This is a genomic window from Streptomyces sp. NPDC048257, from assembly GCF_043201855.1.
GTDB lineage: Bacteria > Actinomycetota > Actinomycetes > Streptomycetales > Streptomycetaceae > Streptomyces.
On sequence record NZ_JBICZI010000004.1, the window covers coordinates 479427 to 500971 of the forward strand.

Genomic DNA, 21545 nt, shown 5'->3' on the forward strand with positions numbered 1-21545 from the left:
CTCCAGGATCGATCCGAAACGTGGGTCAGCTGACCTTGATCTGGTCGTACACGGGGACGCTGAACTGGTTGAGCGCCACGTCCGTGAGCCGCTCCGCGTAGCCCGCGCTGCCGTTCTGGTACCAGAGCGGGATGGACGGCATCTGCGCGGCGAGGATCTTCTCGGCGTCCTGGAACTTCGTGATCGCCTTGGCCGCGTCGCTCTCCTGGTTGGCCTCGTCGACGAGCTTGTCGAAGTCCGCGTTGCTGAACTTCCCGTAGTTGGAGGAGGCGCCGGTGTAGTAGAGCGGCTGGAGGAAGTTCTGGATCAGCGGGTAGTCGGCCTGCCAGCCGGAGCGGAACGGGCCGGTCAGCTTGAAGCTGCTCTGCTGGTTCCTGAAGTCGGCGAAGGTGCCGATCGGGTTGACCGTGCAGACCGGGCCCTCGCCCAGCGCGTTGTTGATGCTGTTGCAGACGGCGTCCATCCAGTCGCGGTGCGAGCCGGTGTCCACGTTGGAGGTCAGCGTGACCTTGCCGCCGGGGAGCCCGCCTGCGTCCGTGATGAGCTTCTTGGCCGCTGCCGGGTCGTATACGCAGGCGTCGCCGCAGACCGTGGAGGAGAATCCGCCCTTCTCGCCGAGGGCCGGGGAGGTCCAGTCCTTGGCCGGGGTCCGGGTCTCCCGGAAGATCTGCTTGGTGATCTCGTCGCGGTTGATCGCCATCGAGATCCCGCGGCGGACGTTCTCCATGCCCTCCTTGTTCCACTGCGGGTCGTACAGCGGGAAGGTGAGGGTCTGGATGATGAGGGCCGGCTGGTTGATGTACCGGTCGCCCAGGTCGTTCTTGACGTTCTTCAGCTGCTGCGCCGGGACGTCGTCGACGAGGTCGAGGTTGCCGGAGATCAGGTCGGTGTAGGCGGTGTTGTTGTCGGTGTAGACCTTCAGGTCCACACCGCCGTTCTGCGCCTTGTCCGTGCCGGGGTAGGCGTCCCACTTGCGCAGCTTCATGCCGGTGCCCTTGGTGTACGAGTCCACCGTGTACGGGCCGTTGCCGATCGGCTTGTTGAGCCAGCCGGCGTGGTCGGTGAAGAAGGCCTTGGGCAGGGGGGAGAAGGCCTGGTAGCCGAGGGTCTCGGGCCAGGTGGAGAACTTGTTCTTTAGCGCGACCGTGAAGGTCTTGGCGTCCTTGACGACCAGCCCGGACATCGTCTTGGCCTTGGGCTCTCCGGAGGCCGGGTGGACGTCCGCGTAGCCGACGATGTCGGAGAAGAACGGCGAGTTGTTCTGCTTGTTGCGCACGTCCGCGCCGTAGTTCCACGCGTCGACGAAGGACTGGGCGGTGACCGGCTCGTCGTTGCTGAACTTCCAGCCGTCCTTGAGCGTGACGGTGAAGTTCTGGCTGTCCGTCGTCTCGATCTTCTCGGCGACCATGTCGAGGGCCTCGCCGGTCTTCGGGTCGTAGCGCTTGAGACCCCGGAAGAGCATGTCCAGGACCTTGCCGCCCTGCACCTCGTTGGTGTTGGCCGGCTCCAGCGGGTTCTGCGGGTCACCCCACGAGGAGCTGACGATTCCCGACTCGCCCCCGCCTCCGCCGCTGTCGCTTCCGCCGCCGCAGGCCGTCGCCGCGAGGGCGACGGCCACCGCACATGCGGCCCACTTGGCGTGGGTGGCTCCGCGCATGGAGTGCCTCCTAGGGGTCCCGAGACTCGCTTAGGGGCCAATGTCACCCTATGTGGGGTCCCGTCCACTCATGGTTGGACCGATTGCACCCGCGCGCCCCGCCCCTGTCACCCCTGCGGGTGCAAAGGCAGCTCCCAGGAGTCGACGGCGTAGTGCAGGCCCATCCCGTGCGCCTCGTACAACGCCAGTGCGCCGGTTTCGTTGTGGGTGTCCACGCCGAGACCCAGGGTGTCCCGGCCGCGCTCGGCGTAGACGGCGAAGCCGTGGCGCAGCAGGAAGCCGCCGATGCCGCGGCCGCGCACCTCCTTCGCCACGCCGATGTGGCTGACCCAGGCCATGCTCGTGCGGTCGTCCCGGGTGAGCAGGACGGCGGCGTCGCCGTGGCCGGGCAGGCTCGCGATCCACACCAGCGACCAGTCGAGCTTGCGGCCGTCCATGTGGTCCAGCCAGGTCTCGTACGGGCGGTCCACATGGCCGAAGTGCGCGGCGAAGGTCCGCTCGATCAGGGCGTGGGCCCGGCGGCGGTCGGCCTCGTCGTCGGCGCAGTGGCGCAGGGTGAGCCCGGCCGGAGGGGCCGGCGCCGGGTCGGCGGCCGGGGACAGGGAGCGGGTCATGACCTGGTAGCGGCGGATGGTGCGGTAGCCGCGCCCGGCGAGGAGGGCGAGGTCGATGGTGGGGGCCACGTTGAGCTGGAGTCTCAGTACGCCGGGCCCGGCGGCCAGTTCACGGGCGCGGGCCTCCATGCGCTCCAGCAGGACGACGGCGGCCTCGTCGTGGCCGGGCAGCACGTAGTGGTCCGCGTCGACGCGGCCCGGCCCGGAGTCGGCCCAGACGAGGGCGTAGGCGACGAGCCGGCCGTCCTGCAGGGCGAGCCAGGAGTCGGTGGCCAGGTTCACGTCGGGGGCGTTGAGGTCGGACTCGACGGTGCCCAGATCGGTCTCCGGGCGGCCGATCTCGATCATGTCGACGGCGTTGAGCAGGGCGCAGATGTCGGCCGCGTCCCCGGGCCCGGCGGGCCGTACGGTGAGGGTCATGCCGCCACTGTCCGGCCCGGGCTCCCGCGGTCGCAACCGGTTTGCGCGGGAGGCAGCCGGGCCGCACGCACGAACGGCCGGTCCCCGGCGCCGTGCGGCGCCGGGGACCAGCCGTGGTGAGGGAACGCGCGGGTCAGACGGCCAGGATGGCCTTCTCCTCCGCGAAGTGGCACGCCGAGTCGTGCGCGGCCAGGGTGTTCAGGCCCTTGAAGCGCTCGGGGATCGCCAGCAGCGGCTCCTCGGTGGAGCACTTGTCCTGGGCCTTCCAGCAGCGGGTGCGGAAGCGGCAGCCCGACGGCGGGTTGGCCGGGGACGGCACGTCACCGGTGAGGATGATCCGCTCACGGCCCTCGCGCGCGTCCGGGTCCGGGACCGGGACGGCGGAGAGCAGCGCCTGGGTGTACGGGTGGGTCGGGTGCTCGTAGATCTCGGCGTCGGAGCCGATCTCGGCCATCTTGCCCAGGTACATGACGCCCACGCGGTCCGAGATGTGCCGGACGATCGAGAGGTCGTGCGCGATGAAGAGGTAGGAGAGGTTGAACTCGTCCTGCAGCTTCTCCATCAGGTTGATGACCTGGGCCTGCACCGACACGTCGAGCGCGGAGACCGGCTCGTCGCAGATGATGATCTCCGGCTGCAGGGCGAGGCCGCGGGCGATGCCGATGCGCTGGCGCTGGCCGCCGGAGAACTGGTGCGGGTACCGGTTGATGTACTCCGGGTTCAGGCCGACGACGTCCAGGAGCTCCTGGACCTTCTGCCGGCGCGAGCCCTTGGGAGCCACCTCGGGGTGGATCTCGTAGGGCTCCCCGATGATGTCGCCCACCGTCATGCGCGGGTTCAGCGACGTGTACGGGTCCTGGAAGACCATCTGGATGTTGCGGCGGACGGCCTTCAGGGCGCGGCCGGACAGCTTGCTGATGTCCTGGCCCTTGTAGAAGACCTCGCCGGCGGTCGCCCGCTCCAGGTTCATCAGGAGCTTGGCGACCGTGGACTTGCCACAGCCGGACTCGCCGACGATGCCGAGGGTCTCGCCCTGGTAGAGGTCGAAGGAGACCCCGTCGACGGCCTTGACCGCGCCGACCTGCTTCTTGAACAGGATTCCCTGGGTCAGCGGGAAGTGCTTGACCAGGTTGCGGACCTGGAGGATCGGCTCGCGCTCGGTGGCGTTCTTGGTGAGCTCAGCCATGGATCTGCTCCTTCCAGAAGTGGCACGCGCTGCCGCGGCCGGGCAGTTCGGTGCCGTCCTGCTCGGTGACCGGGTGCAGCACCGGGATCTCGGTGCGGCAGATGTCCTGCGCCTTGGGGCAACGGGGGCTGAAGGCGCAGCCCGCGGGGATGCGGAGCAGGTTGGGCGGCAGGCCCTTGATCGCGTAGAGCTCCTGGCCCTTCTGGTCCAGGCGCGGGATCGAGTCGAGCAGGCCGCGGGTGTACGGGTGGGACGGGCGCTTGTAGATCTCGTGGACCGGAGCGGTCTCGACGATCCGGCCCGCGTACATGACCGCGATCTTGTCCGCGACGTCGGCGACGACGCCGAGGTCGTGGGTGATCAGGATCAGGCCCATGTTCATCTCGCGCTGGAGCTCCGCGAGCAGGTCCATGACCTGTGCCTGGACCGTCACGTCGAGAGCCGTGGTCGGCTCGTCGGCGATGATCAGGTCCGGCTCCAGGGCCAGCGCCATGGCGATCATGATGCGCTGGCGCATACCGCCGGAGAACTGGTGCGGGTAGTCACCCACGCGCGCCTTCGCGGCGGGGATCTTCACCCGTTCCATGAGCTCGATGGCCTTGAGCTTCGAGTCCTTCTTGGACATGCCCCGGTGGACCCGGAACATCTCGCCGAGCTGGTCGCCCACCGAGTAGACCGGGTTCAGGGAGGACAGCGCGTCCTGGAAGATCATCGCCATCTTGTTGCCACGGAGCTTGCGGCGCTCCTCGTCGGACATCTTGAGGATGTCCTTGCCGTGGAAGCGCACCTCGCCGCCGGAGACCCGTCCGGGCGGGCTGTCGAGGATGCCCATGATCGCCTGGGCGGTGACGGACTTGCCGGAGCCGGACTCGCCGAGCACGGCGAGGGTCTCGCCGGCGCTGACGCTGTAGCTCACGCCGTTGACGGCCTTGGCGACCCCGTCACGGGTCTTGAACTCGACCTGAAGGTTGTCCACCTCCAGCAGCGGCACGGCGGTTCCGCCGCCCGTCTCCGCAACGCTGAGAATCTCCGACGTCGTCACGCCGCCACCTTCGTCCTGCTTGCTGATGTTGTCTCGGGGCATCGGGCGGCCCTACCGGAGCTTCGGGTCGAGCGCGTCACGCAGGCCGTCGCCGACGAAGGCGAAGCCGAGCACGGTGACGACGACGAACAGGCTCGGGTACACCCACAGGAAGTCGGCGACGCCGATGAACGCCTGACCGGCCGCGAGCATGTTGCCCCACTCCGGGACGTCGACGGGGACGCCGGCGCCGAGGAAGGAGAGCGCCGCGACGCCGATGATCGTGGTGCCGACGTTGAACGTCGCGTAGACCAGCACGGCGGTCAGCGAGTTGGGCAGGATGTGCGTGCGCACGATCCGCCAGCCGCTCGCGCCGAGTGCCTTGGCCGCGTGGACGTAGTCCATCTCGCGCACCGACAGGATCGAGCTGCGCAGGAGCCTGGAAACGGTGGCCCACGAGAAGATCGCGAGCGAGATGATCACCGGCGTGATGCCGCGGCCGGTGACCAGGATGATGACGACGGCGCCGATCATCAGCGGGAACGCGAGGAAGACGTCCGCGATGCGCATGACGAGGGTGTCGGCGAAGCCGGCGAAGTAGCCGGCGATGGCGCCGAGGGCGACACCGATCAGCACCGCGAAGAAGATCGAGGCGAGGCCGACGAACATGGCCACGCGGGTGCCGGCTATGAGGCGCGAGAACATGTCGCGGCCCAGGGCGTCGGTACCCATCCAGTGGGTGCCGTCGGGCGAGGCGAGGGTGTTCTCGAGGTCCTGCGCCGAGGGGTCGAACGGCGCGAGCATGTCGCCGAACACCGCCGTCAGGAACAGCAGGGTGATGATCACGAGGCCGAGGACGGCCAGCTTGTTCTGGACGTAGCGGTGACGGATCTCGCCCCACTGGCTCATTTGCTTGGGTCGGGGTTCGGCCGGGGCCGAAGCGGACGACACGGGGTTCTCGTCCCCGATCGCCGGGCTCGTTGCGAGCTCAGACATGAGGAAATCCTCCTTGGGGGCGGTCAGCTGAGGCGGATACGCGGGTCGAGGGCCGCGTACAGCAGGTCCACGATGAGGCTGAGGACGACGAAGATGGCGACGCTGTACGTCACGACGCCGATCACGATCGGGTTGTTCTGCTGCTGAATCGCCTGAACCAGTGCCAGACCGACACCGTCCCAGTTGAAGATCGCCTCAGTGATGAGCGCACCACCGAGGAGTCCGCCGAACGAGATGCCCAGGTAGGTGACCACGGGGATGGACGAGTTGCGCAGCACGTGCTTGAACAGCACGCGACGGCGCGGAAGTCCCTTGGCCACGGCCGTCTTCACGTAGTCCGCGCGCAGCACCTCGAGCATCGTGCCGCGGGTGAGGCGGGCGACGAACGCGATGTCGGTGACGGCGAGGGTGATCGCGGGAAGGACCATGCCTTCGAGCTTGTCGCCGCCGAGCTGTGGGAACCACTGGAGTTCCACGGCGAAGTACTTCATGAGCAGCATGCCGATCACGAACGTCGGGAATCCGACGGCCATGGTCGTAAAGAATGTCGTGGCCATGTCCAAGATGCTGTATCTGTACAGGGCGGCGATGATGCCGACCCCCATACCGAACACCGTCACGAGAGCGATGGCCAGCAGGGCCAGCTTCGCGGTGTTCTGCAGCTTGGGAGCAAGGATGTCGGACACCTCGCGGCGCTGGACGAAGTCCTCACCGAGGTCTCCGGTCGCAACCTTTGCCACGTAGTTCACATACTGCTCGGGCAGCGACTTGTCGAGCCCGTAACGCGCCTTGAGCTCCGCGACCACTGCTGGGTCGCGTGCCTTGTCACTGCCCGCAATCGAACCCACGGGATCGCCGGGGAGAACGAACAGACACGCGAACAGAACCATGGTCGCGCCGATGAGGACTATGACCATCTGCCCGAGGCGACGGGCGACGTACCTTCCCATGTTTTGCCTCTCTACCTGGCCGCTTCTGGGAGCAGCGGCCTCCGACCCTAGGAACGGGACGGCTCTCGGCCTGCGGGGATTGCCCGCGGATGTGAGGGGTGCCGAAGTAAAAACGGCCTGCCGAGCGGGGCCGCGGCCCACCGGTCACCCGGGGGCCGCGGCACGTTCGCTCCTGACGGATATACCGTCCGAACCGATTACTTCTTGATCGAGATCTTCTCGAGGATCGGGTCCTCGTTGAAGTTGATGTCGTCCAGACCGTTGAACTTGTCCGTCGCCATCAGGCGGAACTGGGAGCGGTTGAAGGTCGGGATGAGCGCCATGTCGTCCATGGCCATCTTCTCGGCCTGCTTGTACATCGCCAGACGCGCGGCCTCGTCCTTGGTGGCGCGGGCCGTGTCGATCAGCTTGTCGAACTCGGGGTTGTTGTAACGGACGCGGTTGTCACCGGTCACGTTGCCATCGGCGTCCTTGGCCATCGAGGACGAGTGCAGCAGCGGGAACAGGAAGTTCTCCGGGGTCGGGTAGTCCGCGCCCCACGCGAAGCGGTAGATGCCGCTGGCGCTCGAACCCTGCTGCTCCTTGAGCATGCCCGGGAAGTCCTTGCCGTCCAGCTTGACCTTGACGCCGAGGACCTCCTCGACCTGCTTCGCGATGGCCTGGACCCACTCTTCGTGGCCGGCACCGGTGTTGAAGCTGAAGCGGATCTCGGTACCCGGCTTCAGGCCGCCCTTCTCGGCGTGCTCCTTGGCCTTGGCGGGGTCCTGCTTGATGCAGGAGACGCAGAGGTCCTTCTGGTACGCCTTCGGGAACGCCGGCGGCACGATGGTCGTCGACGGGGTCTGGTAGCCCTGGAAGACACCCTTGGCGATGGCCTGACGGTCGATCGCGTAGGAGATCGCCAGACGGGCGTCCTTGTTGCTGGTCGGGCCGTTGTCACCGATCGGCAGAACGAAGTTCATGCCGTTGGTGTCCTTGGCGAACCACTTGTTCTGCGGCTTGTACTTCGCCTCGGCCGTCTTCAGCATCGGCGTCGGGATGTGCGCGTAGTCGAAGGTGCCGGCCTGGAAGCCGTCGTACTCGAGCTGCTGCGCGGTCTTGTCGTTGAGGAGCGTGACCTGGACCTTCTCGAGGGAGGCCTTCTGCAGACCGTACCCGTCGTTGCGGACCAGGTTGATCGCCTTGTTGTGCTCCCAGGTGCCGTCCATCTTGAACGGACCGTTACCGACGGGGGCCTCGCCGAACGCCTTGTCCTCTTCGCCGACCTTGGCGACCTTCGGGACCGGGCTGTAGGCGGCGTGCGCCGTCTTCAGGACGAACTCGCAGTCGGCCTTCGACAGGTCGACCTTGATGGTGGTCGGGTCCGGCGTGGTGACACCGGCGAAGGTCTTGGCGGAGCCGTCCTGCAGCTCGGCGTAACCCTTGATGCCGGCGAAGTGGTACGCCACGTCGGACGCGGCGGCCTTGTGCGCAGCACGGGCCCAACCACGGGCGAACGCCTCGGCGTCGACGACCTCGCCGTTGGAGAACTTGGTGTCGGGCTTGAGCTTGAAGGTCCAGGAGGTGCAACCCTCGTCCGACGTCGCCGACTCGGCGAGCGCGGGCTCGGCGAGACCGTCCGGCGTGTTCCCGTACAGGCCGGTGAACAGCGCGTTGGCCAGCAGGATACCCGTGGACTCGTGGGCACGCCCCGGGTCGATGGTGTCCGGCTCGGTGCTGCCCAACCGGAACACGCCACCGTTGGCAGCGCTTCCCTTGTCCTTGCTGTCACCGTCACCGCCGCCACAGGCAGTAGCGGCCAGGGCGACGACAACCGCGCCCACGACCCACTTGGCGCTCTTGGCACCGCGCATGGGTTTCCTCCTCATGAGTCCACTGATCGACTTGAGGGGCAAAGAAACCTCGCCGACACCCCTGACGGCGAGCAATTTCCTGCCCATAGTGTGCTCGTGAGTCGGCGCGCTCCCCACAGCGCGTGACCCATTGACCCGAGCTCAATGGAGCCATCCTCAGGGACTGCCAGGCCGTAAACCACACTTAAGTGGTCTCGTTTTCACAACATCGATCCGCGGCAGAAACCCGAAATCCGGACAAACGGATAGGAGACAGACACGTGCGAAACGGACGGTTAGCTCATCTTCCGGAGTGTCACGGTCGGTATGCGGACACCTGAACGCAAAAATCCGCTTGACAAAAGCGAACAGCCCCTCCCTTCACGGACTCCGTGAAGGGAGGGGCTGCTGCTTATCCAGGTACTGCGGCCCGTCAGGACCAGCGCGGCCGCCCGCCCGAGCAAATCCGGGCGAACGGCCGTACGGCTGTTACTACTTGCCGGACTTGGCGCGCGACGCGGTGCGCGAGCGGTCCTTCTGGTCCAGGACGACCTTGCGGATGCGCACGGCCTCCGGGGTCACCTCGACGCACTCGTCGTCGCGGCAGAACTCGAGGGACTGCTCCAGGGAGAGCTTGCGCGGGGGCACCACGTTCTCGGTGTTGTCCGCGGAAGCCGCACGCATGTTGGTGAGCTTCTTCTCCTTGGTGATGTTCACGTCCATGTCGTCGGAGCGCGAGTTCTCACCGACGATCATGCCCTCGTACACCTCGGTGCCGGGGTCGGTGAACAGGACGCCGCGCTCCTGCAGGTTGATCATCGCGAACGGCGTGACCGAACCGGCGCGGTCGGCGACCAGCGAGCCGTTGTTACGGGTGACCAGCGGGCCGAACCACGGCTCGTGGCCCTCGTGGATCGAGTGGGCAATGCCGGTACCGCGCGTGCCCGTGAGGAACTCCGTACGGAAACCGATGAGACCGCGCGACGGGACGACGAACTCCATGCGGACCCAGCCGGAGCCGTGGTTCGACATGTTGTCCATGCGGCCCTTGCGGACGCCCATGAGCTGCGTGACCGCACCCATGTGCTCCTCGGGCACGTCGATCGTCATGCGCTCGACCGGCTCGTGCACCTTGCCGTCGATCTCCTGCGTGACCACCTGCGGCTTGCCGATGGTCAGCTCGAAGCCCTCGCGGCGCATCTGCTCGACCAGGATGGCGAGCGCGAGCTCACCACGGCCCTGGACCTCCCAGGCGTCGGGACGCTCGGTGTCGAGGACGCGGAGCGAGACGTTACCGACGAGCTCGCGGTCCAGACGGTCCTTGACCTGGCGGGCGGTGACCTTGCGGTCCTTGACGGCGGACTTGGCGTCCGCGCCCTTGCCGCTGCCGCCGCGGCCGACCATCGGGGAGGTGTTCGTACCGATGGTCATGGAGATCGCCGGCTCGTCCACCGAGATCAGCGGAAGCGCGATCGGGTTCTCCGGGTCGGCCAGGGTCTCGCCGATCATGATCTCGGGGAAACCGGCGACCGCGCAGATGTCACCCGGGCCCGCCACCTCGGCCGGCTTGCGGGTGAGCGCCTCGGTCATCATCAGCTCGGTGATGCGGACGTTGGAGATGGAGCCGTCACGCTTGATCCACGCGACGGTCTGGCCCTTGCGCAGCTCGCCCTGCTCGACGCGAACCAGCGCGATACGGCCGAGGAAGTTGTCGGCGTCCAGGTTGGTGACGTGGGCCTGGAGGGGGGCCTCCTCGTCGTACACCGGGGCGGGGACGTGCTCCAGGATGGTGGAGAAGAACGGCTCGAGGTTGGTGCTGTCCGCCGGGACGGTGCCGTCCTCGGGCTTGGTCAGCGAGGCCACGCCGTCACGGCCACAGGCGTAGACGATCGGGAACTCGATCTGGTCCTCGTCCGCGTCCAGGTCCAGGAAGAGGTCGTACGTCTCGTTGACGACCTCGTCGATCCGGGAGTCCGGGCGGTCGGTCTTGTTGATGCAGAGGATGACCGGCATCTTCGCCTGCAGGGCCTTGCGCAGGACGAAGCGGGTCTGGGGCAGCGGACCCTCGGAGGCGTCCACCAGCAGAACGACGGCGTCCACCATCGACAGACCGCGCTCGACCTCACCACCGAAGTCGGCGTGGCCGGGGGTGTCGATGATGTTGATCGTGATCGGGGCCCCGCCGTCCTTGGGGTGATACTTCACCGCCGTGTTCTTGGCGAGGATCGTGATGCCCTTCTCACGCTCCAGGTCGTTCGAGTCCATCATGCGGTCGTCGAGGTGCTGGTGGGCGGCGAAGGCACCGGCCTGCTTGAGCATGGCATCGACGATGGTCGTCTTGCCATGGTCGACGTGGGCGACGATGGCGACGTTACGGATGTCGTGGCGCGTGGGCACTTCGGCGCTTCTCCCGGGATCGTGGATGGCGTCGCGTACGGTCCGGCACGCGCGCCTCGGCCGGGCGAAAACCTGCCACGGCCTTACCCCATGGTACGTCGAGTGGCGGGAACCGCCTGCCGAGGGGTCTGTCAAGGGGCCGGATGCATGAGTGCGGCCGAGTGCTGCATGGGGTGCCTCGGCCGCCGTTCCAACCGGTATTCACGCGGGTCAACGGGTATGCACGACCTTGCCCGCCGGGGGATCCGGCGGGCAAGGGACTTGAGTCACATCTGAGCTTGTGAGCCGCGGGTCAACCTGACAGGCACCGCTTTGTCACCACTTCTTCTCCCCCGCTACTTCTTCTTGTCCTTCACCGCCGGGGCCTTCTTCCAGCCGATGTCCTGGTAGCGGGGAGCGCCGAGGCCGAAGGCGCCGGCATTGGCCAGGCCCGGCTTGACGGCCACCAGCTCGGGGCGCTGGTAGAGGGGGATGGAGCCGGCGGCGGCCCAGATCCGGGCGTCCGCCTTGCGCATCAGCTCGCGGGACTGCTCCTCGTCCAGCTCGCCGACCGCCTGGTCGAAGAGCTGGTCGATGTGGTCGGTGCCGACCCGTGTGTAGTTCTGTTCGACGAGGAGGGAGCCGTCCGCGGCCGGCTCCGGCTTGGCGAAGATGGGCCGGGCGTCGGTGGCCGGGTAGGCCGTCGCGGGCCACGAGTACAGGGCCAGGTCGTACTGGCCCGAGGCCACGTGGTCCTTGAAGAAGCTGTCGTCGGCCACCTTGACCGTCTCGGTGTTCACACCGATCTTGCGGAGCATCGCGGAGATCCGCTCGCCGACCGTGCGCAGCGACTCCGAGCCGGGGCCGGCCGGGACGACGAAGCGCAGGCTGAGCGCCTTGCCGTCCTTGGCCAGCATGCCGCCGGAGGTGCGGGCGGGCTGCTTGGCCGGGGCCGGCGCCGGGGAGGCCTTGTCGGCGTCGGCCGCGTCACCCTCGCGGGCCGGAGCGCCCTTGCCGTCGTCCACGGCGACGGGCTTGGCGGCTCGGGCCGCCTGGGCGAGCAGCAAGGCCTGCTGCTGGGCCCCGAAGGGGGCGGGTGCGAGCACCGGGGACGGCCCGTCCTGGGCGCCTGCCGGGGCGGCGCCGGTCCCCGTACCGGTGCCGGTCTGGGTGCGGGCCGCGGAGGCCGACCGGGGCTCGCCGTTGGCCCCGTCGTCGCCCACGATGTAGAGCCCGTCGTTCCCGGTGCCCGGGCCGGCCGGGGTCTTCCCGTCGTCCTGCGGGGCGCTCTCCGGGCCGGCCTTGGCACCCGCCGGCTCGGTGATCTTGCCGTTCTTGCGCCAGCCCGCGTCCGCGAGCAGGGCCTGGGCCGCGTGGGTGTCCTGACCGCCGAGGGCGTCGCTGTTGTCCGCGTACGCCCGCTGCCCGGCCAGTGCCAGGTGGCTGCCGACCGGCTTCGCGGGCAGGCCGAGCGGCTTCAGCACCACCTCGGCCAGCGCCTTGCGGTCCAGCGCCCGGGCCACCGCCCGGCGGACCCGTTCGTCCGCCAGCGGGCCGGAGGCCCCGTTCATCGCGAGCTGCGTGTAGGCCGGCTCCAGGGACTTGCGGACGGTGAAGGCCCGCAGGGCCGCCTGCTCGTCCGCGTACCGCTTGACCGAGGCGAGGTGCTTCTGGCGGCTCTCCGCCTCCGCCGCGGCCTTGTCCTCGTCCGCCCCGAAGGCGATCGCCCACGACATCGTGGCCTGCGCCGGGGTCAGCGTCGCGCCCGGGCCGTGGGCCGGGGCGCCGCCCGCACCCGGGCCGTTCTTGCCGGCCGCGTCCCGGCGGGCCAGTGCGATCCGGTCGGCTCCGGTCCGGTCGATCTCGGCCAGGTCGAGCTTCCCGGCGGCCAGCGCCGCCGGGCGCTCGGCCCGGGGGACGGCCGTCAGGATCAGCGTGTCCAGCTTGGCCGGCCGGCCCCACCAGCGCGCGTTGCGGGTCAGGGCGGCGGTGCCGGTCTTCTTGTCGATGGCACCGAGCGCGAAGGGGCCGGCGGTGATCTTCAGCGCGCCGCGGGCGCCCTCGTTGAAGGCGTCCGGGGTGCCGGTGACCTGCTTGGGGTAGAGCGGGGTGAACAGGGAGCGCCAGTCGGCGTACGGCTTGTTGAAGGTGACCCTGACCTCCAGGTCGGACTTGCCCTTCTCGATCTTCTCGATGCGGTCGTAGCCGGCGTTGCGCGCCGTCCAGTACGCCGAGTCCTTGCCGTTCAGGGCCCGCCACTGCGCCACGAAGTCGGCGGCGCCGATCTCGCGTCCGTCGCTCCACACCGCCTGCTGGTTCAGCTTGTACTGGACGACCTGCTTCGGCTCCCGCTCGATGACCTCGGCCTTCTCCAGGTAGTCGGGATTGGCCACCGGCCGCCCCCGGGCGTCCAGGACGAACAGCTGCGGCAGCACGGCGCCGGCGATCCTGGCGGTGGTGGCGTCCGCATCGGCCTGGAAGGTGTTGAGGGTGTCCGGGAGCGTGTCCACCGCCCAGCGCAGCACACCCCCGTCCGCGACCTTCTCTCGGGCGGTCGTGGCGATGTCCTGCCCTGCGGCGGCCGGACCGCCCTCGTCATCACCCGCGCCGCAGCCCGTGAGCAGCGGCAGTGCGAGGACTCCCGAGGTCAGGAGCGCCAAGGACCTGCGCCTTCTCTGGGACATGGGTGGTACCTCCGGGGCGGGGCGTGGGGGAAGCATGATCACGTTCGGCGGTATATGGAGCTGATCACACCGGTTGCCGGAACCCACTGAAATAGACGGTCCGCCGCGCCCCTCGCACCCGACTCCCGCCACGCCGCGAACCCCACCCGTGCGGACCAATCCCGCTTGCACGGCAGGAGGCGTTCCCCCGGGAGAGGGATGAGAATGGGGGGCAGGGAGGGGCGCACGATTCACGCCTGCGCGCCCGCAATCGCTGCACGTCCCTTCACAACGGGGGACGGGAAGCGCGACACTCGCAGGCGCACATGAGCGTTGCCACCGCACCCTGGCGGAAATGAGGGCAAATCATGTCCCTGCAAGACGATCTGAGTGCCGTACGGCGCAACCTGGACGAGCTGACCCGCAAGGTCGAGCGGCTGGAGCAGCAGGCCGCCCGGCAGAAGCCGTCGACGACGGCGACCGGTCCGGACCCGTCCCGGATGGTGACGGTCCCGGACACCCCGTACGACAGCTCCCTGTGGACGGACTCCGACGACGAGGGGCTGGGCGCGCGCGACCGCCGCGCCCCCTGAGCCGGCCCGTCACGGACGCGCATCCACCCACGCCCCGTGCTGCCCGGCCGTCCGCGGCCGGGCAGCACCGGGCACCCCTCATCACTCCTCCCGGAGTCCTCTTTGGCCACAGGCACAGAACGACCCCAGCAGCGGCCCGGCGGCGTCCACGACGCCTCACGGGCCGCGATCGCGGCCCGGCACCTGCGGACCGACCGGTGGTGGCTGGCCCCCGCCGGCACCGCGGCCGGGCTGCTCGCCTTCATCGTCTACTCGACCTGGCGGGCCTTCGCGAACGCCGACTACTACGCGGCCCCGTACGTCTCCCCCTTCTACTCCCCGTGTCTCGCGGAGAACTGCGTCCCCATGAAGGGCGGGCCCAACTGGGAGATCTTCGGCAGCTGGTGGGGCCTCTCCCCCGCCCTGCTGATCCTGATCTTCCCGCTCGGCTTCCGGCTGACCTGCTACTACTACCGCAAGGCCTACTACCGGGGCTTCTGGGCCTCGCCGCCGGCCTGCGCCGTCGCCGAACCGCACGCGAAGTACACCGGCGAGACCCGCTTCCCGCTGGTCTTCCAGAACGTGCACCGGTACTTCTTCTACGCGGCGGTCCCGGTCGCGGGCATCCTCACGTACGACACGGTGCTGACCTTCCGCAACGAGGACTACGCCTGGGGCCACATGGGCCTCGGGACCCTGCTGTTCCTGGTCAACATCACGCTGATCTGGGCCTACACCCTGTCCTGCCACTCCTGCCGCCACATCATGGGCGGCCGGCTCAAGCACTTCTCGAAGCACCCGGTGCGCTACCGGCTCTGGGGCTGGGTCAGCCGGCTCAACACCCGCCACATGCAGCTGGCGTGGGCCTCCCTGATCAGCGTGGCCCTGTGCGACTTCTACGTGTACCTGCTGGCCAGCGGCGCCTTCACCGACCCGAGGATCTTCTGAGATGGCTCAAGTGGAACGGCAGCAGTGGGACGTGGTCGTGGTCGGTGCGGGCGGCGCCGGGCTGCGCGCCGCGATCGAGGCCCGCGAGCGCGGCGCCCGTACGGCCGTGATCTGCAAGTCCCTGTTCGGCAAGGCCCATACGGTGATGGCGGAGGGCGGGATCGCCGCCTCCATGGGCAATGTCAACGAGGGCGACAACTGGCAGGTGCACTTCCGCGACACCATGCGCGGGGGCAAGTTCCTCAACCAGTGGCGGATGGCGGAACTCCACGCGAAGGAGGCCCCGGACCGGGTCTGGGAGCTGGAGACCTGGGGCGCGCTCTTCGACCGGACGCCCGACGGGAAGATCTCCCAGCGCAACTTCGGCGGCCACGAGTACCCGCGCCTCGCGCACGTCGGCGACCGTACCGGCCTGGAACTGATCCGCACGCTCCAGCAGAAGATCGTCGCCCTCCAGCAGGAGGACCTCAAGGAGCACGGGGACTACGAGGCCCGGCTCAAGGTCTTCCAGGAGTGCACGGTCACCAGGGTCCTGAAGGACCGGGGGAAGGTCTCGGGGGCCTTCTGCTACGAGCGCGAGTCCGGCCGGTTCTTCGTCCTGGAGGCCCCGGCGGTGGTGCTGGCCACCGGCGGGATCGGCAAGTCCTTCAAGACCACCTCCAACTCCTGGGAGTACACGGGCGACGGCCACGCGCTGGCCCTGCTCGCGGGCGCGCCCCTGCTCAACATGGAGTTCGTGCAGTTCCACCCCACCGGCATGGTCTGGCCCCCGTCGGTGAAGGGCATCCTCGTCACCGAGTCCGTGCGCGGTGACGGCGGGGTGCTGCGCAATTCCGAGGGCAAGCGGTTCATGTTCGACTACGTCCCCGACGTCTTCAAGGAGAAGTACGCCGAGTCGGAGGCGGAGGGCGACCGCTGGTACGAGGACCCGGACCACAACCGGCGCCCGCCCGAACTGCTCCCGCGCGACGAGGTGGCGCGGGCCATCAACTCCGAGGTGAAGGCGGGCCGCGGATCCCCGCACGGCGGGGTCTTCCTCGACGTGTCCACCCGGATGCCGGCCGAGAGGATCAGGCGGCGGCTCCCCTCCATGTACCACCAGTTCAAGGAGCTGGCGGACGTGGACATCACGGCGGAGCCGATGGAGGTGGGCCCGACCTGTCACTACGTGATGGGCGGGATCGCGGTCGATTCGGAGTCCGCCGCCACCGTCGGGGTGCCCGGGCTGTTCGCGGCGGGCGAGGTCGCGGGCGGCATGCACGGCTCGAACCGGCTCGGCGGGAACTCCCTGTCCGACCTGCTGGTCTTCGGGCGGCGGGCCGGACTGCACGCCGCCGGGTACGCCACCTCCGCCGGACGGCCGGCGGTCTCCCAGGCGGAGATCGACGCGGCGGCGGCGGAGGCGCTGGCCCCCTTCCACGCCGCCGAGGGCGCGGAGAACCCGTACACGCTCCACCAGGAGCTCCAGACGACCATGAACGACCTCGTCGGCATCATCCGGCGCGAGGGCGAGATGGCCGAGGCCCTGGAGAGGCTCGCGACCCTGCGCGTACGGGCCTCCCGCGCCGGTGTCGAGGGGCACCGGCAGTTCAACCCCGGCTGGCACCTGGCCCTGGACCTGCGGAACATGCTGCTGGTCAGCGAGTGCGTGGCCCGCGCGGCCCTGGAGCGCACGGAGAGCCGGGGCGGGCACACCCGGGAGGACTGCCCGTCGATGGAGCGCAGCTGGCGCCCGGTGAACCTGCTGTGCCGGCCCGTGGACCCGGCCCCGGTGGACCCTGCGGCCGACCGGATCGCCTTGGTCCACACCCGCACCGAGCCCATCCGCCCCGACCTGCTCGCGCTCTTCGAGAAGGAAGAGCTGGTCAAGTACCTCGCCGAAGAGGAGCTCTACGAATGAGTACGTACGACGCGAGCTTCCGGATCTGGCGGGGCGACGCGGAGGGCGGGGAACTGCGGGACTTCACGGTCGAGGTGCACGACGGGGAGGTGGTCCTGGACATCGTCCACCGGCTCCAGGCCACCCAGGCCTCGGACCTGGCGGTGCGCTGGAACTGCAAGGCGGGCAAGTGCGGCTCGTGCAGTGCGGAGGTCAACGGCCGGCCGCGCCTGATGTGCATGACGCGCATGTCCACCTTCGAGCGGTCCGAGACGATCACGGTCACCCCGCTGCGCGCCTTCCCGGTCGTCCGCGACCTGGTGACGGACGTGTCCTTCAACTACGCGAAGGCCCGGGAGGTCCCGGCCTTCGTGCCGCCGGAGGGGGTGGCCCCGGGCGCGTACCGGATGCAGCAGATCGACGTGGAGCGCTCGCAGGAGTTCCGCAAGTGCATCGAGTGCTTCCTGTGCCAGGACACCTGCCACGTGGTGCGTGACCACGAGGAGAACAAGCCCGCCTTCGCCGGTCCGCGCTTCCTGATGCGGGTGGCGGAGCTGGACATGCACCCGCTGGACGCGGCGGCGGAGGCGGGCCTGGACCGCAAGCGCACGGCGCAGGAGGAGCACGGGCTCGGCTACTGCAACATCACCAAGTGCTGCACGGAGGTCTGCCCGGAGGGCATCAAGATCACCGACAACGCCCTGATCCCGCTGAAGGAGCGGGCGGTGGACCGCAAGTACGACCCGCTGGTGTGGCTGGGCAACAAGATCGGCCGCCGCCGGCAGGACACCCCCTAGCCCTCACCCCGCCCGCCGCCGCCCCGCCCGCCGCCCGTGACCACAGCGAACCTGTGGCCGTGGGCTCGGGCGGCGGGCGGCGGGCGGGGCACGGGGGCGACTCCGGATGCGGGAGGGTGAAGCCGCCCATACCCTCCCAATTGTGATTGCGCCGAGAAGCAGGCCGCGCCGCGGGATCTTCGTACGGACCGGGCTCGCGCTCGCGGCCGGGCTGCTGGCGGCCGGCGGCTGGGGTGCGGTCGGGGTGTCCGACGCATGGGCCGAGGATCCCGTCACCCTCTCCCAGCAGGGCCAGATCACCGACCGCGTCGGGGCCCTGGGCGACCGGCAGGGCGCCGTCGTCGCCGCGCTCGACCAGCTGTACGCCGACCGGAGGATCCAGCTCTTCGTGGCCTACGTACGGGACTTCTCCGGGCGCTCCGCCCAGAGCTGGGCCGACGCCACCGCGCAGCGCAACGGCCTCGGCCAGAACGACGTCCTGCTGGCCGTGGCGACCGGGGCCCGCCAGTACGCCTATTCGGCCGATGTCGACTCCGGTTTCACCGAGAAGCAGCTGGCCACCGTCGCGCAGACCGCCATCGAGCCCGCCCTGAAGCAGAACGACTGGGCGGGCGCCGCCATCGGCGCGGCCAACGGCTACGACGCCGTGCTCGGCGGGCAGCCCGTACCCGTGCCGACCATCACCCCGGGCCCGGCGAATCCCGGTGGCAAGGCGGGCGGCGAGAGCGGGGCCGGGGACTTCGTGCTCCCGGTGGTCGCCATCGGCGCGGCCGGGGCGCTCGCGGCGTACACGTACACCCGCCGCAAGCGGAAGGCCGCCGCCGGGGGCGGGCGCGGGACGACCACCGGGCCGGGCTGGCCCGAAGGGGCGCCGGACCGGCTCCCGCTGCCGGAGCTGGACGGCCGGGCCAAGACCCTGCTGGTGGAGACCGACGACGCGGTCCGCACCAGCACCGAGGAACTCGGTTTCGCCTCCGCCCAGTTCGGCGAGGAGGCGGCCCGCCCCTTCATCGCCGCCGTGGAGTACGCCAAGGGCGAGCTGACGCACGCCTTCCGGCTGCGCCAGCAGCTCGACGACGCCTACCCGGAGGACGACGCGACCCGGCGCCGGATGCTGGACGAGATCGTCGCCCGCTGCACCGAGGCGAACCGGCGGCTCGACGCCGAGTCGGCGGACTTCGACCGGCTGCGGGACCTGGAGAAGAACGCCCCGCAGGCGCTGGCGACCGTGGAGCAGCACTACCTGGACCTGACCGGGCGCGCCGCCACCTCCGAGGCGACCCTGACCGCGCTGGCGCGGCGGTACGCGGACTCCGCGTCCGCGCCCGTCGCCTCCCACCCCGAACAGGCCAAGGACCGGCTGCTGTTCACGGCGACCAACCTGGGTCTGGCCCATGCGGCCCTGGACGCCGGCGAGAACGGGACGGCGGCCGTGCACGTACGGGCCGCCGAGGGCGCGGTGGACCAGGCGGCGACCCTGGTCGACGCGGTCGAGCGGCGGGCGCAGGAGCTGGCGGAGGCGGCCGGGAAGCTACCGGGCGCGCTGACCGAGACGGAGACCGATCTCGCGGACGCCCGCGGACTGCTCACCGGCACCGCGGAGGGCACCTCGACGGCGGACCTGCGCGGGCGGATCGGCCGGGCGGAGGCCGTACTGGCCGACGTGCGGCAGGAGGAGGCGGCCGGCCGGTACGACCCGATCGACGCCCTGCGCCGGATCGAGGAGGCCGACGCGGCCCTCGACGAGGCCCTGGCCGGGGCGCGGGAGCGGGAGTCGGGGCGGCAGCGGGCGGCGGCCCTGCTCGACCAGGCCATGCTCGCGGCGCGCAGCGCGATCGGCGCGGCGACGGACTACATCACCACCACCCGCGGCGCGGTGGGCAGCCAGGCCCGCACCCGGCTGGCGGAGGCGGGCCGGCACCTGGAACGGGCGGTGGCCGTGGCGGCGGCCGACCCGTCGGGAGCGCTGGCGGAGGCCCAGCAGGCGGACGCACTGGCGCAGCAGGCGCAGCAGCTGGCCGAGCAGGACGTACGGGCGTACCAGGACCCGTACGCGGGCCGGCGGGCCGGCGGCGGCCAGGGCGGCGCCGTGCTCGGCGGGATCATCCTCGGCGAGATCCTGCGCGGCGGCCGGGGCGGCGGGGGCTTCGGCGGAGGCGGCTTCGGCGGCGGTTTCGGGGGCGGAGGTGGCGGCAGCGGCCCCGGTTCCTTCGGCGGCGGCGGGACCCGCGGCCGCATGGGCGGCGGCGGCCGCTTCTGAACTGCACATCCATCGGCCCTGACCAGGAGAGACCCACCATGAGCAAGCAGACCATCCTCGGCCGCGTCACCCAGCTCGCCAAGGCCAACATCAACGCTCTGCTGGACCAGGCGGAGGACCCGCAGAAGACGCTGGACCAGCTGATCCGCGACTACACGAACAACATCTCGGAGGCGGAGCAGGCCGTCGCGACGACGATCGGCAACCTCCGGATGCTGGAGGCGGACCACAAGGAGGACGTGGAGACGGCCTCCGAGTGGGGCTCCAAGGCCCTGGCGGCGAGCAGGAAGGGGGACGAGCTGCGGGCGTCGGGGGCGACGGCGGACGCCGACAAGTTCGACAACCTCGCGAAGGTGGCGCTGGGCCGGCAGCTGCAGTCGGAGAAGGAGGCGAGGACGGCGGAGCCGACGATCGCCGCCCAGACGGAGGTCGTCGGCAAGCTCAGGTCGGGACTGGACTCGATGCGGAACAAGCTGACGGAGCTCCAGTCCAAGCGCGACGAGCTGGTCGCCCGGGCGAAGACCGCCCAGGCGCAGAACACGATGCTGGACGCGGTGAAGAACATCGACGTCATGGACCCGACGAGCGACCTGGCGCGCTTCGAGGAGAAGGTGCGGCGGGAGGAGGCGATGGCGCTGGGCAAACAGGAACTGGCCGCCTCCTCGCTGGACGCCCAGTTCGAGGCCCTGGACGACCTCGGGAAGTCCTTGGAGGTCGAGTCCCGGCTCGCCGCGCTCAAGCGGGGGCGCGCCGCCTGACCGTTGCCGTAGGGAATCCGGGCGCGGCGTGACCGAACGCTACGGGCCGTGACCCGGCCGTGCCTGCCCAGCAGGGTCAACACCGCCCGGCAGGCGAGGGGCTGTCGAAGTATTAGGATCACCCGATCATTGCATTCGCAGAGTGTTACGGGGGCTCGGGTGAGCATGACGTCGTTCGACGCGGAGTGGGCAGGGCTCAAACAGGGAACCGCGGCCGGCGCCGAGATGCGGCTGGCGAGCGCCGCACCCGACGGCGGCGGCGGGGGTGGCGGTGAGGACCTCAAGTCCGACATGGCGGTCTGGAAGAAGGGCAGCCAGGACGTCGGCGAGCTGGTGACGGCCATCAGGAAGGCGCTCACCGAGTTCGAGAGCGGCCAGAAGGGCGCCGCCGTCGCCGGCGTGGAGAGCGCCACCGCCCAGGGCGAGCTGTACACGTCGTGGAAGACGTACCTGGACGGCCTGGTCGGCAAGTGCACCACGTTGCAGGGGCCGATGATCTCGGCGGGCAAGGGCCAGGTCTCCAACGACGAAACCCTGCGCGGTGACTTCGCCCGCATGACCGACACCTACAAGGACACACCCGCCACCGGCGGCAACGACGGGGGCCGGTGAGAGC

The 21545-nt window shown here is 69.7% G+C and carries 16 protein-coding genes; 7 read left to right on the forward strand and 9 right to left on the reverse strand.

Annotated features, from left to right (window positions below):
• Positions 1 to 25: 25 nt before the first annotated feature.
• The 9 genes from ACGFZK_RS12795 to ACGFZK_RS12835 all read right to left on the reverse strand — a co-directional run bounded on the left by ACGFZK_RS12795 (position 26) and on the right by ACGFZK_RS12835 (position 13736).
• A complete protein-coding gene (locus tag ACGFZK_RS12795; protein ID WP_393848865.1) occupies positions 26 to 1657 on the reverse strand; it encodes an ABC transporter substrate-binding protein in 1632 nt (543 codons plus the stop codon).
• 107 nt (positions 1658 to 1764) lie between these two features.
• Positions 1765 to 2691, reverse strand: a complete 927-nt coding sequence (locus tag ACGFZK_RS12800) for a GNAT family N-acetyltransferase (protein WP_393848866.1) — start codon at positions 2689 to 2691, stop codon at positions 1765 to 1767.
• A gap of 133 nt (positions 2692 to 2824) precedes the next feature.
• On the reverse strand, positions 2825 to 3877 hold the full coding sequence (locus ACGFZK_RS12805; RefSeq protein WP_393848867.1) for an ABC transporter ATP-binding protein: 1053 nt from the start codon (positions 3875 to 3877) through the stop codon (positions 2825 to 2827).
• Positions 3870 to 4961 (reverse strand): ABC transporter ATP-binding protein, encoded by a 1092-nt coding sequence (locus tag ACGFZK_RS12810; protein WP_393848868.1) that lies wholly within the window; start codon positions 4959 to 4961, stop codon positions 3870 to 3872. The genes ACGFZK_RS12805 and ACGFZK_RS12810 overlap by 8 nt, the downstream gene beginning before the upstream one ends.
• A 9-nt stretch (positions 4962 to 4970) precedes the next feature.
• Positions 4971 to 5894 (reverse strand): ABC transporter permease, encoded by a 924-nt coding sequence (locus ACGFZK_RS12815; RefSeq protein WP_393848869.1) that lies wholly within the window; start codon positions 5892 to 5894, stop codon positions 4971 to 4973.
• Between the two features lie 23 nt (positions 5895 to 5917).
• Positions 5918 to 6811: an ABC transporter permease gene (locus ACGFZK_RS12820; RefSeq protein WP_393848870.1), complete on the reverse strand. Its 894-nt coding sequence runs from the start codon at positions 6809 to 6811 to the stop codon at positions 5918 to 5920.
• Positions 6812 to 7041: 230 nt separating this feature from the next.
• Positions 7042 to 8697, reverse strand: coding sequence for an ABC transporter substrate-binding protein (locus ACGFZK_RS12825; protein ID WP_393848871.1), 1656 nt, complete (start codon positions 8695 to 8697; stop codon positions 7042 to 7044).
• Positions 8698 to 9168: 471 nt separating this feature from the next.
• Positions 9169 to 11073: a translational GTPase TypA gene (gene typA / locus ACGFZK_RS12830; RefSeq protein WP_393848872.1), complete on the reverse strand. Its 1905-nt coding sequence runs from the start codon at positions 11071 to 11073 to the stop codon at positions 9169 to 9171.
• Between the two features lie 335 nt (positions 11074 to 11408).
• Positions 11409 to 13736, reverse strand: coding sequence for an ABC transporter family substrate-binding protein (locus tag ACGFZK_RS12835; protein WP_393848873.1), 2328 nt, complete (start codon positions 13734 to 13736; stop codon positions 11409 to 11411).
• A 347-nt stretch (positions 13737 to 14083) separates the two neighbouring features.
• On the opposite strand from ACGFZK_RS12835, the gene ACGFZK_RS12840 reads away from it, so the two are divergent.
• From ACGFZK_RS12840 to ACGFZK_RS12870, 7 genes are all read left to right on the forward strand, one after another.
• A complete protein-coding gene (locus tag ACGFZK_RS12840) occupies positions 14084 to 14308 on the forward strand; it encodes a hypothetical protein (protein WP_329099240.1) in 225 nt (74 codons plus the stop codon).
• Between the two features lie 102 nt (positions 14309 to 14410).
• Positions 14411 to 15235 carry a hypothetical protein gene (locus tag ACGFZK_RS12845; RefSeq protein WP_393848874.1) on the forward strand — a complete coding sequence of 275 codons (825 nt, stop codon included), beginning with the start codon at positions 14411 to 14413 and terminating at the stop codon, positions 15233 to 15235.
• 1 nt (position 15236) lies between these two features.
• Positions 15237 to 17135 carry a fumarate reductase/succinate dehydrogenase flavoprotein subunit gene (locus ACGFZK_RS12850; RefSeq protein ID WP_393848875.1) on the forward strand — a complete coding sequence of 633 codons (1899 nt, stop codon included), beginning with the start codon at positions 15237 to 15239 and terminating at the stop codon, positions 17133 to 17135.
• Complete coding sequence (locus tag ACGFZK_RS12855; RefSeq protein WP_393848876.1) at positions 17132 to 17911, forward strand: succinate dehydrogenase/fumarate reductase iron-sulfur subunit; 780 nt, start codon at positions 17132 to 17134, stop codon at positions 17909 to 17911. Before ACGFZK_RS12850 ends, ACGFZK_RS12855 begins: the two co-directional genes overlap by 4 nt.
• Before the next feature lie 142 nt (positions 17912 to 18053).
• A complete protein-coding gene (locus ACGFZK_RS12860; protein WP_393848877.1) occupies positions 18054 to 20171 on the forward strand; it encodes a TPM domain-containing protein in 2118 nt (705 codons plus the stop codon).
• Positions 20172 to 20209: 38 nt separating this feature from the next.
• On the forward strand, positions 20210 to 20929 hold the full coding sequence (locus tag ACGFZK_RS12865; RefSeq protein ID WP_393848878.1) for a PspA/IM30 family protein: 720 nt from the start codon (positions 20210 to 20212) through the stop codon (positions 20927 to 20929).
• Positions 20930 to 21088: 159 nt separating this feature from the next.
• Positions 21089 to 21541 (forward strand): hypothetical protein, encoded by a 453-nt coding sequence (locus ACGFZK_RS12870; protein ID WP_393848879.1) that lies wholly within the window; start codon positions 21089 to 21091, stop codon positions 21539 to 21541.
• The last annotated feature ends 4 nt before the right edge of the window (positions 21542 to 21545 follow it).